Here is a 14,110-nt window from a genome sequence, read left to right on the forward strand (position 1 = left end):
AGGACCTCACAAATGAAATTCCGCCACCTCGGGGCATCCGGACTGAAAATCTCGGAGATCACCTACGGCAACTGGCTCACCCACGGCTCTCAGGTGGAGAACGACGCGGCGATCGCGTGCGTACATGCGGCGCTGGATGCTGGAATCACGACTTTCGACACGGCTGACGTCTACGCCAATACCCGTGCTGAGAGCGTCCTGGCCGAAGCGTTGCAAGGCCAGCGGCGCGAGTCGCTCGAGATCTTCACCAAGGTCTACTTCCCGACGGGCCCGATGGGTCCTAACGACGTCGGGCTGTCACGCAAGCACATCATGGAGTCGATCAACGGCTCGCTCAGCCGACTCGGCACGGACTACGTCGATTTGTACCAGGCGCACCGCTGGGATCCGGCGACGCCGCTCGAGGAAACGATGGTGGCCTTCGCCGATATCGTGCGCTCCGGCAAGGCCCTCTACATCGGGGTCAGTGAGTGGACTGCCGACCAAATCCGGGCTGGTGCCGCTATGGCAAAGGAACTGCGGATTCCCTTTGTGTCCAACCAGCCGCAGTATTCAGCGCTCTGGCGGATCATTGAGCCGGAGGTGATCCCGGCATCCGTTGAAGTCGGCGTTTCGCAGATCGTATGGTCGCCGGTCGCGCAGGGCGTGCTGACGGGCAAGTACACCCCAGGGGCTGCCGCTCCGACGGGCAGCCGTGCGACCGATGACAAGGGTGGTTCCGAGATGATCGGCCGCTTCATGCGCGACGATGTCCTCGAACGGGTGCAACGCCTGCGTCCGATCGCGGACGAGCTCTCGCTCAGCATGGCGCAACTGGCCGTCGCCTGGGTGCTGCAAAACCCGAACGTCTCCGCAGCGATCATCGGTGCCTCCCGCCCCGAGCAGGTGAGGGAGAACGTGGCGGCGTCCGGTGTCGTGCTCGACGACGAGGTGCTGCGTCGCATTGATGAGGCTCTCGGCGATGTCATCGAGCGGGACCCGGCCAAGACGGCTCTCGAGTCCCCCGACGACCGTCCGGCGTGAGCCGCGGCACATGACCCTGCGGGGCGAACTGCCGCAGTCCTCTCTGGCGCTGGGGACAGCGGGGTTCGCTTTTGGCGGGAGTTCGCTCGAGGACGCGGTCGACACCATCAGGGGAGCTGTGCAGGGCGGCGTGCGGCTCGTCGATACCGCGCGCGCCTATGCCCGGCCCGGCGAGGAATCGACGGCGGAGGTCATCGTCGGTCGGGCGCTGGCGCAGATCGAGGGAGCCGATGTTCTCGTCGCTACGAAGGGCGGGCATTGGCGTGATGGAGAGACGTTCCCTGTCGACGGCCGCGCCTCGACGCTGCGAGCGCACTGCGAGGCGAGCCTGCGCGCGCTCGGCGTGCCGCAGATCGATCTCTACTTTCTCCACCACGTCGATCCCGTCGTGCCCATCGAGGAGAGTGTGGAGGCTCTCGACGATCTGCGACGTGACGGTCTCTTGCGACACGTCGGGATCTCGAACGTGACCCGTGACGAGCTCGATCGCGCGTCGCGTGTCACGGAGATCTCCGCAGTGCAAAACCGGCTGTCACTGAACTGGCCCAGGGATTTGCCGCTAGCGGAGGAGTGTGTCCGGCGCGGAATCCTGTTCCTGGCTTACTCGCCGCTGGGCGGGGCGGGCGCCGAACCGCCCTCGACGGCTGTGGAGATCGCGCGCGAGCGAGGCGTCTCTCACGCACAGGTGCAGCTGGCGTGGCTCCGGGCGGTGTCACCGGAGATCGTGCCGATCCTGGGGGCCACTCGTCCGGCCACCGTCGCAGACGGTCTGCGAGCACGGGAGCTGAGGCTGTCGCCGGGCGAGCTCGCACGCCTCAGTGCCGCCCACGCATAACGCAAAACCATTCGACGAACTATTTTCGGACGGCGGCCCGTGTGGCATAGCATGACGACATGTCAACGCGCGGACCATATGCCAAGGGGCTCATCAAACGTGACGAGATCCTCGACGCGGCTCTCGAGCTTTTCGCGCAGAGGGGGTACGACAGGACGAGCGTCCGAGAGGTCGCGCGACAGGCGGGTTTGAGCCAGGCCGGCCTGCTGCACCACTTCAGCACCAAGGAAGAACTCTTCCTCGAGGTGCTCCGTCGTCGGGATGATCGCTCGACCGATGAGGCTGAGCCTGTGCACACGCACTCCGTTGATCGTCTGATCGGCGCCGTCGACCGCAATGCTGGTGAGCCTGGTCTCGTGCGCCTCTTCGTTGCGATGTCGGCAGAGACCGCAGCGGATGCCAGCGAGGCGCGCGCCTTCTTCGCGGAGCGCTACGAGTGGTTGCTGGATCAGATCGCTGCGGACGTGCGCGCACATCAGGCTACTGGTGACATCGACCCGGATGTCAACGCTGAGGATGCCGCGTCGCTTCTCGTCGCGGCGGCCGATGGTCTGCAAATCCAGTGGCTGCTGAATCCGGATGGTGTGGACATGCCGGGGCGTATCCGGAGCCTGTGGAACGCCCTCAAGAACTCGCGATGAACCAAGGCACTTGCAAAACCAGTCAATGACCGCCATTCTAGTTTCATTGCACCCGGCAGCACCGCTGCTGCCCGAGCCAATGGAGGACGAGTGCCCGTTGTGATGTCAAGCCGCCGGTTACAGACGTGCGATCCGTCCGCGACAGAGTCGCTGGAGATCCCATGACCAGAGCCGCTCCCGACGTCAAAGATGTGTTCGCTCCGGTACGCCGACTCTTCGCGGACTACCTCGAGGCGGAGCCGGCATACAGCGCTCAACTCGCCGTGTTCCACCATGGCGAAGCCGTCGTCGACCTCGCTGGCGGCCCCGCGCTCGACACTGAATCCCTGACGGGCGTGTATTCGGTGAGCAAGGGTGCCGCCGCGCTGGTCATCGCGTCACTTTTGGACCGGGGTGCGCTCGATCTCGACCGTCGCGTCGCCACCTACTGGCCGGAGTTCGCCGCCCTCGGCAAAGATGACGTCACTGTCGGCGACCTCCTGTCCCACCGCGCCGGCTTGGCCGCGCTCTCGCCCGGGACCTTTGCGTTTGAGGAGTTCCTCGAACGCTCCGAGCTCGGTGCTGCACGACTCGCCTCCCAGGCTCCGCTCTGGGCGCCGGGATCGGCCTTCGGCTACCACGCGCTGACGATCGGCATCCTCATGGAGGAGCTGGTCCGGCGCACGACGGGTCGCACGCTGCAGGAGGAGTACGAAGAGACCATCCGCGGGCCTCGCGACGCGGACTTCTATCTCGGGATGCCGGAAGACCTCGATGGCCGTTACGTGCCGCTCGCACCCCCGGTTCTCACCGCTGAGCAAGAGCGTGAGGTCGCGGGGCGTTCCCCGCAGGATGCGCTGGCCGAGACTGTCTTCTCCAACGTCGATGCGCCGGACGACCTGACCGACCGCGGCATCAGTTCGAACAATCCTCGCGTGCGCCGGGCGGGACCGGCAGCGATCGGTGGCGTCGGCTCTGCGCGCGGCCTGGCGCGGCTGTATGCGGATGCGCTTCCCGGTGCTGCCCGCCCCATCGCCTCGCCCGAGGTCTTTCGCGCCATGGCGATCCAGCGGTCCTGGGGCCATGATCGTGTCCTGGACGTGACGAACAGCTTCGGGGCGGTCTTCCTGCTCCCGCAGCCGCGTATGCCGTACGCCAGCCTCGGCGCCTTTGGGCACGATGGTGCCGCCGGCGCGCTGGCATTCGCAGACCCCGCGACCGAAATCTCGTTCGGGTACATCCCGTGGCCGCGTCAGCACCCTGGCGGAGCGGATCACCGTTCGGTCGCGCTTGCGCGGCTGGCGCGCACGTGCGCGATCGAGGCAGAACGCGCGGCGTGATCGCCGCAGCCAGCAACATCCGACAGGCGAAGTGAAAGCAGAAGGACGAATCATGACGACAGCACTCAGCCCTCTCCGCGATGCGGCGTTCCTCACGGCGACCGCCCCGGAGGGGATCGCCCCCCGCTTCCGCTTTGAGGCTGCTCTCGACAAACCCCGCGACGAGGTGACCACTGCCGCGCTCGTCGCAACCGCACACGGGGTGTACGAGGCAAAAATCGATGGCGTAGCGGTCACCGAGTCGGTCCTGAACCCCGGATGGACGTCATACGAGTGGCGTCTCGCGTACCAGGAATACGACGTGACGGATGTCGTCTCGCGGGCTGTCGGCCCTCTCAGTATCGAACTCCTGCTCGGCAACGGCTGGTATCGCGGCCGTCTGGGCTTCGCGGGTGCGAACGCGAACTACGGTGATGAGATCAGTGTCGCGGCGGCCCTCGAGATCACGTATCGCGACGGGTCGAGCCAGCGAATCGTGACATCGAACGCATGGACGGCCGAGGAGTCGGACATCACGCGCAACTCCTTGTACAACGGACAGACCATCGATGCGAATCTTCGCGGCGGCGGAGCGCCCCTTGAGGTGCGCGCTGTCGACATCGACCGTGCGACCCTGCTCCCGCAGACGTCGCCGCCGATCGTGCGCAACGAAGTTCTGTCCCCTGTGGAGATTTCCACCTCGCCCTCTGGGCGCACCATCGTTGATTTCGGCCAGAACCTGGTGGGCTGGGTGCGATTCTCCGTCCGCGGCGGGCGGGGCGACACTATCCGCATTCGCCATGCCGAGGTCCTCGAGGACGGCGAACTCGGCATGCGCCCGCTGCGCGGTGCGGAGGCCACCGACGAGTTCGTTCTCTCGGGTGAGCTCGACAGCTTCGAGCCGACGTTCACCTTCCACGGCTTCCGGTACATCGACGTTGACGGGTGGCCCGGTGAGCTCGGGCCGAACAGCCTCGAGGCGGTTGTCGTGCACTCCGAGATGGAACGCACCGGGTATTTCACCTGCTCCGAGCCGCTCGTCAACCAGCTCGTGCACAACTCGGTCTGGGGCCAGAAAGGAAACTTCCTGAGCGTCCCGACCGATTGCCCGCAACGCGACGAGCGCCTGGGCTGGACGGGCGACCTGGCAGCGTACGCGGCATCCGCGAATTTCCAGTTCGATACCTCGGACTTCCTGGACGGCTGGCTCAGGGACCTGCTTGAGGAGACCCGTCACACCGAAGATCAGGTCGTTCCGCTGATCGTCCCGGAGGTGCTGAAGTACGCGCACTTCCCGGACGGGTTCTCCCTGCCGTGGCACCGCGCCACCGCGGTCTGGGGCGACGCGGCTGTCTGGGTGCCACAGGCGCTCTGGTGGTCGTATGGGGATGCGACCCGGCTGGCGGATTACTATCCGGCTATCGTCATGCACCTTGATTCGATCGAGCCTGATGTTTCGGATACCGGACTCTGGGACGGCGGCAACCAGCTGGGGGACTGGCTGGATCCTGACGCGCCGCCGGAGGATCCGGCGGCCGCGAAGGCGGACGCTTCCGTGGTCGCGACCGCGTGCCTCTACCGCTCCGCCTCCTTCGCGGCGGAAGCGGCGGATGTGCTGGGAAAGCGGGAGGATGCGGAACGCTGGCGGGCGGTGGCATCTCGCACGCGGAAGGCTTTCGTCGAGCACTACGTCGACAGCCGCGGAGTCGTGCGTTCGGATTGCGCGACGGTTTACGCCCTTGCGATCGCGTTCGGCGTGCTCGAGGGGGAACTCCGTGAACTCGCGGGCAACCGGCTCGCCGACCTTGTCCGTGAGTCGGGCTATCGGGTGACGACAGGTTTCGCCGGCACTCCGTACGTGACGTGGGCGCTGTCGGAGACGGGTCACCTGCAGGACGCTTACCGCCTGCTGCTCGAGCGGGAGAGCCCGTCGTGGATGTACCCGGTGACGATGGGTGCTACCACCATCTGGGAGCGGTGGGATTCGATGCTGCCGGACGGCACGATCAACAGCGGTGAGATGACGAGCTTCAACCACTACGCGCTTGGAGCTGTTGTCGACTGGGTGTACCAGGTGGTTGGCGGCATCCGCCCCGCGTCCCCTGGCTACGCGTCCGTGCGCATTCAGCCGCAGCCCGGACCGGGAATTGACTGGGCCGAAACGACGTACCGCACCTCGAATGGTCCGGTGTCCTGTGCATGGCGGGTCACCGACGGTGAGTTGCGGGTGGAGATCGCGCTGCCCGACGACGTGCCGGCCGAGGTCATCCTGCCCGACGGGAGTCGGTTCGCCGTCACAGGTGGAGCGCATGAGTTCGTTGGAGCCGCAGAAGCGAGCATGACCGCGTGACCCCCGGAAAGGACCCCGCAATGACCAGTGATCGCACGACCCCCGAGGTTCTGGCCGGCCTTTCGGTGGAAGAGAAGGCCGCGCTCACCAGCGGGCTCGACTTCTGGCGCACGGAAGGTGTCGGCGATGTGCCATCCGTCCTCGTGACCGATGGCCCCCACGGCGTGCGCAAGCAGCGCGCCGGTTCGGATCATCTGGGACTCGTCGACAGCATCCCGGCCACGTGCTTCCCGCCCGCCGTCGGGCTCGGTGCTTCCTTCGACACGGAACTCGCCGAACGCGTCGGGGCTGCTCTCGGGGTGGAGTCGTCGATCCAGAACGTAGCCGTCCTCCTCGGCCCCGGGGTGAACATCAAGCGCTCACCGCTGTGCGGTCGTAACTTCGAGTATTTCTCTGAAGACCCCATCGTGGCCGGCGAGATCGGCGCGGCCTGGGTGAGGGGCGTGCAGTCGAAGGGCGTCGGCACATCGCTCAAACACTTCGCCGCGAACAACCAGGAAACCGATCGGCTGCGCAGTTCCAGCGATGTCGACATCCGGCCGCTTCGCGAGATCTACCTGCGGGCTTTCCAGCGCGTGGTCGAAGACGCCCAGCCGTGGACGGTGATGTGCTCGTACAACCGCATCAACGGCAGGTACGCCTCCGAGGACCCGTGGCTGCTGACGACGGTTCTCCGTGAGGAGTGGGGTTTCGAGGGTCTGGTGATGTCGGACTGGGGTGCCGTCAATGACAGGGTGTCCGCGCTCATCGCCGGGCTCGACCTCGAAATGCCCTCGAGCGGCGGGCGCACCGACGCCGAGATCGTTGCCGCTGTGGGTGACGGGCGCCTCGATGAGAGTGTTCTCGATGCGTCTGCTGCCCGTGTGGCGTCGCTCGCCCACCGTGCGACCGAGGCCGAGCGCACGGCTGGTCCGCTCGATGTCGATGCCCACCACGCGCTCGCGCGAGAGGCCGCCGGTCGCTCGATCGTGTTGCTCACCAACGATGGGGTACTGCCTCTCGAGCGGACCGCCCGGTTGGCGATCATCGGTGACTTCGCCTCGAACCCGCGCTTCCAGGGCGCTGGCTCGTCGCTGATCAACCCGACGCGGCTCGACACCGCCCTCGACGAGATCCGGGACCTGTCGACCGGCGATGTCTCTTATGCCAAGGGCTTCAGCCTCGACGCTGACGCCTCTGTCGACGTTCAGGCGAACCTTCGCGCAGAGGCCGTTGGCGCAGCATCCGCCGCCGACGTGGCTGTGCTCTTCCTCGGCCTGCCCGCGCGGCTGGAGTCGGAGGGCTTCGACCGCACCGGTATCGACCTCCCCGCCGAGCAGCTCGCTCTGTTCGACGCCGTCGTCGCCGCCAATCCCCGCACCGTCGTCGTGCTCTCCCATGGCGGCGTCGTGGCGCTGCCGTTCGCCGACCGTGCTGCCGCGATTCTCGATGGATCGCTTCTGGGGCAAGCGGGCGGCGGCGCGACCGCCGACGTGCTCTTCGGAGTGGTCAACCCCTCGGCCAAGCTCACGGAAACCATTCCCCTCCGTCTTCAGGACAACCCCACCTTCGGCAATTTCCCGGGCGAGTTCGGGCACGTCCGCTACGGCGAGGGCGTGCTTGTCGGCTACCGCTGGTACGACGCCCGTGAGCTGCCGGTGGCGTTCCCCTTCGGTCACGGCTTGTCGTACACGACCTTCTCGTACGGGGATGCTGTCGCCACAGTGACGCCGGACGGCGACCTCGACATCCGCGTCGCCGTCACGAACTCCGGTGGGCGCGCGGGCCGTGAAGTCGTGCAGGTCTACACCGGCCTTGCCCCGTCGATCGTCGAGCGGGCACCTCGTGAGCTGAAGGCGTTCGCGGGAGTGGTGCTCGAACCCGGTGAGACTCAGGAAGTCGCGTTGCGCGTGCGCCGTGCCGACCTGGCTTACTGGGACAGCCGTGTCGAGAAGTGGATAGTGGAACCGGGCGTTTACCGAATCGACGTCGCCTCCTCCAGCCGCGACATCCGCGTCTCTGTCGACGTATCGGTCGACGGTGACGAGCTTGGGCTGCCGATCACGCGCAACAGTACGATCGGCGAGGTCCTTGCCCACCCGGCTGCTGCGGCTGCCCTCAAGCGGGTGGTGCAGCGTTCGAGCGGAGGCCTCGCGGAATCCGCTGACGAAGATACTCAGATGATGATGGCCTCGTTCCCCGTTGGTCGGGCCGGCATGTTGGGCATCACGGCGGACGAGCTGGAGCAGTTCCTCTCCGAAGCGAACGCCTGACGCGGGGCGGTCGCGGGCGGGCAAACGGGCGAGCGCACGCGACCTACGCACCCGACTGCGCAGCCGCCCACTCCGCGACCCGGCGCGCACTCTCCTCCTCGGACAGGTCCTCGACCCGGGACATGACCGACCACCGTACGCCGAACGGGTCGCGGATCGACGCGAACCGGTCGCCCGAGACGAAATCGGTCGTCGCCTCGCGGACCGTCGCGCCCGCCTGAACCGCCCGCTCGACCGTCGCGTCGACATCCGCGCAATAGAGCCCGATCGAGTAGCAGTCTGCGTCGCCGGACGGCGGGGCGATGAGCCCGAAATCGTCGCTGGGCTCGCCGAGCTGCAGGTGGCCGTTACCGAAATCGAGATCGGCGTGAGCAACGACTCCGCCCATTTCCGTGACGTCGACCACGCGGGCGCCAAACACGGTTCGATAGAACTCGATGGCGTCAGCCGCGCTCTTCACCGCGATGAAGGGCGTGAGGCTCGTCATGCCGTGCGGGATGCCGTTGGTGGTGTGGTCGCCCGAAACTCCGGGCCGGGATGCATCGATTTTCGTGGTTGATTCGTTCATGATGAGACCGTATGTCGCCGTCATCCGGGCTGGCTTGAAGATTCGCGACAGCCTCGAACGGGAGGAGGGCAACGTGGCCGAACTAGCCGACGGGCGGGGAATTCTCTACCCCGCGCGGCTTCCAACGTTTGACCGCCACCCCGCCCCTGAGGACCTCGCCGATCGCATCCGCTGGTTCTGGATCCCGCAGTGGCAGCTCGCCCCCGGCCGCACCTCGCGGCAGAGTATCCTGCCGTTCCCCGCGTCCAACCTCGTGGCCGAGCCGACCGGCGTTGCGCTCTCCGGGCCGACCACGGGCGCCTCGCACCGCGACCTGCGGGGGAGCGGCTGGGCGGTCGGCGCGCTCCTTCGCCCCGCCGGGCTGGCGTCGCTGTGTGCCGAGCCCGCGAGCATCCGCAATTCGGAAGTTCCTTTCGATGCTCCCGATCTGCATCGGACCGTCGCTGCGACGATGACGGATGCCGGTGCCCCGGCAGATCTTGACGGCGCGCGTCGTGCCTTCAGCGCGTGGGCACGCGCGCACCTGGCCCCGCCGGATGAGACCGGTTTGCTCGCCAACGCGATGGAGGACCTCATCGCTACGGACCCGACGATCGTGCGGGTGGACCAGGTTGCGAGCCGACTCAGCCTGTCGACGCGGCAGGTGCAGCGGTACGCCCACCGGTATGTGGGGTTGCCGCCGCTCGCGATCATCCGCCGCTATCGGCTGCAGGAGGCGGCGCGGATGCTGCGCGACGACCCCTCGCTGACGATCGCGCGGGTGGCGGCCGACCTCGGTTACGCCGACCATGCGCACCTGAGTACCGACTTCAAGAGCGTGCTCGGCTTCACACCGACGAGCTATCGGTCGGGCTCGGCCGACTCGTAGGGCCGGGCGGGCACGGGTGCTGCCGCCCGTTTACCGAAAATGGCTCCCTGCGACCGGATTCGGGTCGAACAGGGAGCCATTTTTGGCGAATGGACCGCGGTCGGGGCGGGCGCGATCCACGAGTGAGCTCGGTCGGTGCCGGGGCTAGGGCCAGCCAACACCGACCGGGTCTGGGGAAGCGTTAGCTCCAGATGTTGTCGCCGCGGAGCGTGGCATCCGCTCCACCATCGATGTAGATGGTCTGGCCAGTGACGTGCGTGTTCTGTTCGCTCGTCAGCCAGGCGAGCAGCTCGGCGATGACGATCGCGTCGGAGTGACCGTTGAGCGGCATCGGCACGGAGCCGTCGGCCAGCGCGCGGCCTTCTTCGGTGGCGAGGAGGTCGCGGGTCATGTTGGTCACAACGGTTCCGGGGGCCACCGCATTCACGGGGATGCCCGCACCGGCGTAGCGCGGTGCGATGCTCTCGCGGCGAACCCAGCGCGACAGCGCACGCTTGCTCGACGGGTAGTTGAGGTAGCCGACGCGCGGCCCCTCAGCCTCGAGTGCGCCGCCGATTTCCAGCGCGCGAGCCTCGTCGCCGGCGAGGAGTGCGTCGACGAGTTCGGGCGAGTTCTGCTGCAGCGATGCCATCGAGCTCACGACGGCGATGCGCGGTGCGTCACTCTTCGCGAGCGTCTCGGCGAGGCCGTCGAGGAGGGCGGTGACGCCGAAGAAGTTGACGGCGACGGTGAGTGCCTTCGGTGCGGAGATGCCGGCGGCCGCGATGATGCCGTCGATCTTGCCGTCGGATGCCTCAAGCACGCCGGCGATCGCAGAGTCGCGTCCGAGCGTGGTCGAGAGGTCGGCCTCGACATCGGCGTTGCGGAGGTCGACGCCGATCACGCGGTGCCCCTGCTCGCGGAGGAGGTTGGCTGTGGCTTCGCCGATGCCTGAGGCGGAACCGGTGACGACGTAGGTGCGGGTCATTCTGAGACCGTTCTTTCTTCTGGGCCTTGTAGGCCTGGTGGGGTGGTGTTGATGCGAGCCGCAAACGCCCGGGTGGACGCGTCGAGTCGCTGGGTCAGTTGGGTGAGCAGGTGGCGCTCTTTTTCGGTCCAGCCGTCGAGGAGTTCCTCGAGCATGCCGTCGCCGGCGCGCACGAAGGCCGCTGCCACGTCTTCGCCCGCTGGGGTGAGCTGGACCAGCGAGGCGCGGGCATCCGCGTCATCCTTGCGACGTTCGACGAGTCCGGATGCCTCGAGGCGGCCAAGCACCTTGCTCACGTTTGAAGCACCGGTTGCGAGGTGCTCAGCGAGAGCTGAGGGGCGCATCGGGCCCCGTCGGCCGAGGATACTGATGGCCGTGATCGACGTCGAATCGAGGTCGATCCCCTCGCGAGCGGTGACCGCGACGAGGAAGCTCGGCGCGGTCCACTGGGCGATGATCCCGGTGAGTGAGGCGAGAAAATCCGATGAGTACGGATGTGGGTCGTTCTGCTCTGCCATCGCCGCTCCCTATTTACTGTCTTTGGGACAGTATATCTCTGCATAGTGAAAGTCGGCTGGAAATTCCGCCCAAGATCCCCCGAGGGGCGGATGCCGTCGCTTGCGTCGGCACGTAACGTTGCGGCATGGCTACGGAGAGTTCCAACCCAGCGGGCGACGATGAGCACGGGCAGGGTTACTACCTGTCGCTCGGAATCTCTTTCGGGCTTCTGTTCGGGGTGGCCCTCAGCGTCGCGCAGGACAACTGGGCTTTCCTGGGGATGGGCCTCGCTTTCGGCGTCGCCATCGGGGTCGCGCTCGACGCGGCGGGCAAGGACAAGAAACCGAAGCCGCAGGACCCAGGCGATGCAACGCCCGACGATGGGATGCCGGGCGGCACGCCACCTGTCGGCGGGCCCAAGCCAGACTCCGACCGCTGACCTGCGGCGGCACGCCCGCCCTCGTCGAGCGCTGCAGTCCCGTGCCCGCGCTGCAGAAGTATCTGTAGCTCCAGCATGGATGTGTAGCGGTCGATGTAACGGCGGACGGATGAGGGGGGGGCGGATGCCGGCATCCGCTGGTTCATCGTGGACGTGGGCCCGGCCCGCGGGCAATCCGTGCGGGCCCCGACCTGACCCTTGTGGGGAACACTGAGTTCCTGCAGACTCCCGGTATGTGGGCGTTGCTGATCGAGGTGGGTGTGACCGTTTTCAGTTGGGTCGCGGACCCGAGGCTGTTCTCGCGCCGCCGCAACCGCCGTGAGCCCTAGGTACCCCCACTCAACCGTCGAATGCCGCCCGGCGCGCGACCCCACCCCGCCGCTGCTCACCATCGAGCGCTGCAGTTCCATGCCCGCGCGGCAGAAGTATCTGTAGCTCGGGCGTGGATGTGTAGCGGAGGGTGCCGCGGACGCGGGCGTAGGCGTCCGTGGTGGGCAGGAGAGTAGCGCGTGCTTTCCGCGGTCGGGCTGAGGCCAAGCACGGCTCTCCCTGCTCTTCGGTGTGCTTCCGCGGTCGCGCTGACGTCGAGCGCTGCACTCCCAAGCCCGCGCTGCAGAAGTATCTGTAGCTCAAGCATGGATGTGTAGCGGCGGGCGAGGTGGGACGCGGGCGGGCGCAGGCATCCGCCGGGTCATCGTGAACGAACGGCGGGCGCCCACGGCATCCGCCGCCCGAAGCGCTCCCTACGCGAGCAACTCGCGCACGCGCGGGATCACCTGCGTGCCATAGAGCTCGATGCTCCGCATGAGCTGGTCGTGCGGCATCGTGCCGTTCGCGTACTTGAGGTCGAACCGGTTGAGCCCCAGGGTGCGAGCCGTCGTCGCAATCCGCTGCGCAACCGTCTCGGGTGATCCGGCGTAGAGCGAACCGTGCTCGATTTCCTGTACGTACTCGGCCTCGGTCACGGGTGGCCACCCGCGCTCAGCACCGATGCGGTTGCGGTTCACGCGGAAGTGCGGCCAGAGCTGCTCGCGCGCGAGCTCATCCGTCTCGGCGATGTGGCCGGGGGAGTGCGCGCCAAGCGGCATCCGCGGCAGGCCGAGCTGGTCGGACGCCCGCCCGTACAGCTCGACATACGGCAGGAACCGGCCGGGGTCGCCGCCAATGATCGCGAGCATCATCGGGATGCCGCTGCGCACGGAGCGCACGACGGACTCCGGTGATCCGCCAACCCCGATCCAGGCCGTGAGGCGTCCTGACTCGGTCTTCGGGTGCACATCGGCATCGACGAGCGGCGCGCGGTAGCTGCCCGACCAGGTGACGGGCTTCTCCTTGAGCAGCTGCACGAAGAGGTCGAGTTTCTCGCTGAAGAGGGTCTCGTAGTCGGCCAGGTCGAAGCCGAACAGCGGGAAGGATTCGGTAAATGAGCCGCGACCGAGGATGACCTCCGCGCGTCCGTTGCTGGCGGCATCCAGTGTGGAGAACCGCTCGAACACACGAATGGGGTCGTCGCTCGAGAGCACGGTGACGGCGGTGCCGAGGCGGATGCGCTCGGTCTGGCCGGCGATCGCCGCGAGCACCATATCGGGTGCGGAGATCGAAAAGTCGTCGCGGTGGTGCTCGCCGATGCCGATGAAGTCGATGCCGACGGAGTCCGCGAGAACGGCCTGGGCAATCACGTTGCGGATTACCTGCGCGTCGCTTTCGCGCTCGCCGGTGCTGTCGACGGTCACGTCCCCGAATGTGTCGAGGCCGAGTTCGAGGTGCTGTGCCATGGAGATATCCGTCCGAGGTTCGGTGAGAGACGATGCGTACGCATCGATGAGAGCCAACTGTGCCCCGGTGAATCGTATTCCTGCGGGGAGGCGGTGGCCAGCGGTCGCGCGGATTGCTGCTGTCTGAGGCGCGATAGGCGAGGATGAACCCATGAGTTCGGAGATGCCGGTCGCGATCCGCGCCACGAGAACGTGGAAGACCCGTCGCTGGTTGAAGACTCGATACCGCAGTATCCAGTACGACGCACGATTTGCTGGCGGTCGCGAGGAGCACGACGTGGATCTGGATGCCATTCTTCAGGGCGCGCGTTACCCCGCGGACTATCGGTCCACGTTGGAAAGTGCCCGTAGCGCCTGTCCGGAGGAGGGTGCCGGACTCTGGGTCGACTATCCCTACGGTCGGCCGCTCTAGATAGGTCGTATGCCCTGGGTCGTCGGCCATCGTGTCGGGCAGGGCTCGGATACCTGGCCGTGGTGAGTCCGATCCGGTGCGCGCGCCGAGGGAAGCACCGGTTGTGGCGACAGGGTGGAGCCGCTTTGTGTCGGTCCTGCCGAACTGGGTTCTCGGCGTCGCCGCGCTGTTCTTCGTCGCGGTG

The 14,110-nt window shown here is 66.9% G+C and carries 13 protein-coding genes; 9 read left to right on the forward strand and 4 right to left on the reverse strand.

All coding sequences use genetic code 11. The annotated features are described in order from the left end of the window. Positions 1–12: 12 nt before the first annotated feature. The 6 genes from AC1C2N_RS06475 to AC1C2N_RS06500 all read left to right on the forward strand — a co-directional run bounded on the left by AC1C2N_RS06475 (position 13) and on the right by AC1C2N_RS06500 (position 8,399). On the forward strand, positions 13–1,023 hold the full coding sequence (locus AC1C2N_RS06475) for an aldo/keto reductase family protein (RefSeq protein WP_483406398.1): 1,011 nt from the start codon (positions 13–15) through the stop codon (positions 1,021–1,023). 10 nt (positions 1,024–1,033) lie between these two features. Continuing rightward, positions 1,034–1,858 carry an aldo/keto reductase gene (locus tag AC1C2N_RS06480; RefSeq protein ID WP_495433326.1) on the forward strand — a complete coding sequence of 275 codons (825 nt, stop codon included), beginning with the start codon at positions 1,034–1,036 and terminating at the stop codon, positions 1,856–1,858. Between the two features lie 59 nt (positions 1,859–1,917). Beyond that, complete coding sequence (locus AC1C2N_RS06485) at positions 1,918–2,499, forward strand: TetR family transcriptional regulator (protein ID WP_483406396.1); 582 nt, start codon at positions 1,918–1,920, stop codon at positions 2,497–2,499. A 161-nt stretch (positions 2,500–2,660) separates the two neighbouring features. Further along, positions 2,661–3,818 (forward strand): serine hydrolase domain-containing protein, encoded by a 1,158-nt coding sequence (locus AC1C2N_RS06490; protein WP_495433327.1) that lies wholly within the window; start codon positions 2,661–2,663, stop codon positions 3,816–3,818. A 52-nt stretch (positions 3,819–3,870) separates the two neighbouring features. After that, entirely contained in the window at positions 3,871–6,147 is a 2,277-nt protein-coding gene (locus AC1C2N_RS06495; protein ID WP_495433328.1) for an alpha-L-rhamnosidase, read from the forward strand. Between the two features lie 20 nt (positions 6,148–6,167). Further along, positions 6,168–8,399 (forward strand): glycoside hydrolase family 3 C-terminal domain-containing protein, encoded by a 2,232-nt coding sequence (locus tag AC1C2N_RS06500; RefSeq protein WP_495433329.1) that lies wholly within the window; start codon positions 6,168–6,170, stop codon positions 8,397–8,399. Between the two features lie 43 nt (positions 8,400–8,442). Here the strand turns inward: AC1C2N_RS06500 and AC1C2N_RS06505 are convergent, their stop codons facing one another. Then, positions 8,443–8,967, reverse strand: coding sequence for a VOC family protein (locus AC1C2N_RS06505; protein ID WP_495433330.1), 525 nt, complete (start codon positions 8,965–8,967; stop codon positions 8,443–8,445). Here AC1C2N_RS06505 and AC1C2N_RS06510 point away from each other — a divergent pair. Continuing rightward, positions 8,966–9,835 carry an AraC family transcriptional regulator gene (locus AC1C2N_RS06510; RefSeq protein WP_495433331.1) on the forward strand — a complete coding sequence of 290 codons (870 nt, stop codon included), beginning with the start codon at positions 8,966–8,968 and terminating at the stop codon, positions 9,833–9,835. The genes AC1C2N_RS06505 and AC1C2N_RS06510 overlap by 2 nt on opposite strands. Positions 9,836–10,016: 181 nt before the next feature. Here the strand turns inward: AC1C2N_RS06510 and AC1C2N_RS06515 are convergent, their stop codons facing one another. Both AC1C2N_RS06515 and AC1C2N_RS06520 read right to left on the reverse strand, forming a co-directional pair. Beyond that, positions 10,017–10,802, reverse strand: a complete 786-nt coding sequence (locus AC1C2N_RS06515; protein WP_483406390.1) for an SDR family oxidoreductase — start codon at positions 10,800–10,802, stop codon at positions 10,017–10,019. Beyond that, entirely contained in the window at positions 10,799–11,320 is a 522-nt protein-coding gene (locus AC1C2N_RS06520) for a MarR family winged helix-turn-helix transcriptional regulator (protein ID WP_495433332.1), read from the reverse strand. The genes AC1C2N_RS06515 and AC1C2N_RS06520 overlap by 4 nt, the downstream gene beginning before the upstream one ends. A 125-nt stretch (positions 11,321–11,445) precedes the next feature. Between AC1C2N_RS06520 and AC1C2N_RS06525 the strand changes: the two genes are divergently transcribed. Then, positions 11,446–11,739, forward strand: a complete 294-nt coding sequence (locus AC1C2N_RS06525; protein ID WP_495433333.1) for a hypothetical protein — start codon at positions 11,446–11,448, stop codon at positions 11,737–11,739. A gap of 743 nt (positions 11,740–12,482) precedes the next feature. Here the strand turns inward: AC1C2N_RS06525 and AC1C2N_RS06530 are convergent. Further along, positions 12,483–13,514, reverse strand: coding sequence for an LLM class flavin-dependent oxidoreductase (locus AC1C2N_RS06530; RefSeq protein ID WP_495433334.1), 1,032 nt, complete (start codon positions 13,512–13,514; stop codon positions 12,483–12,485). 151 nt (positions 13,515–13,665) lie between these two features. On the opposite strand from AC1C2N_RS06530, the gene AC1C2N_RS06535 reads away from it, so the two are divergent. Further along, positions 13,666–13,926, forward strand: a complete 261-nt coding sequence (locus AC1C2N_RS06535) for a hypothetical protein (protein WP_495433335.1) — start codon at positions 13,666–13,668, stop codon at positions 13,924–13,926. Positions 13,927–14,110 lie beyond the last annotated feature (184 nt).

It is taken from the genome of Mycetocola sp. Y791 (assembly GCF_059445325.1).

Coding starts and splice junctions, on each gene's coding strand:
- AC1C2N_RS06500 (WP_495433329.1), top strand. CDS start 6,168: ATGACCAGTGATCGCACGACCCCCGAGGTTCTGGCCGGCCTTTCGGTG.
- AC1C2N_RS06510 (WP_495433331.1), top strand. CDS start 8,966: ATGATGAGACCGTATGTCGCCGTCATCCGGGCTGGCTTGAAGATTCGC.
- AC1C2N_RS06485 (WP_483406396.1), top strand. CDS start 1,918: ATGTCAACGCGCGGACCATATGCCAAGGGGCTCATCAAACGTGACGAG.
- AC1C2N_RS06495 (WP_495433328.1), top strand. CDS start 3,871: ATGACGACAGCACTCAGCCCTCTCCGCGATGCGGCGTTCCTCACGGCG.
- AC1C2N_RS06490 (WP_495433327.1), top strand. CDS start 2,661: ATGACCAGAGCCGCTCCCGACGTCAAAGATGTGTTCGCTCCGGTACGC.
- AC1C2N_RS06515 (WP_483406390.1), bottom strand. CDS start 10,802: ATGACCCGCACCTACGTCGTCACCGGTTCCGCCTCAGGCATCGGCGAA.
- AC1C2N_RS06505 (WP_495433330.1), bottom strand. CDS start 8,967: ATGAACGAATCAACCACGAAAATCGATGCATCCCGGCCCGGAGTTTCG.
- AC1C2N_RS06475 (WP_483406398.1), top strand. CDS start 13: ATGAAATTCCGCCACCTCGGGGCATCCGGACTGAAAATCTCGGAGATC.
- AC1C2N_RS06520 (WP_495433332.1), bottom strand. CDS start 11,320: ATGGCAGAGCAGAACGACCCACATCCGTACTCATCGGATTTTCTCGCC.
- AC1C2N_RS06480 (WP_495433326.1), top strand. CDS start 1,034: ATGACCCTGCGGGGCGAACTGCCGCAGTCCTCTCTGGCGCTGGGGACA.
- AC1C2N_RS06525 (WP_495433333.1), top strand. CDS start 11,446: ATGGCTACGGAGAGTTCCAACCCAGCGGGCGACGATGAGCACGGGCAG.
- AC1C2N_RS06530 (WP_495433334.1), bottom strand. CDS start 13,514: ATGGCACAGCACCTCGAACTCGGCCTCGACACATTCGGGGACGTGACC.
- AC1C2N_RS06535 (WP_495433335.1), top strand. CDS start 13,666: ATGAGTTCGGAGATGCCGGTCGCGATCCGCGCCACGAGAACGTGGAAG.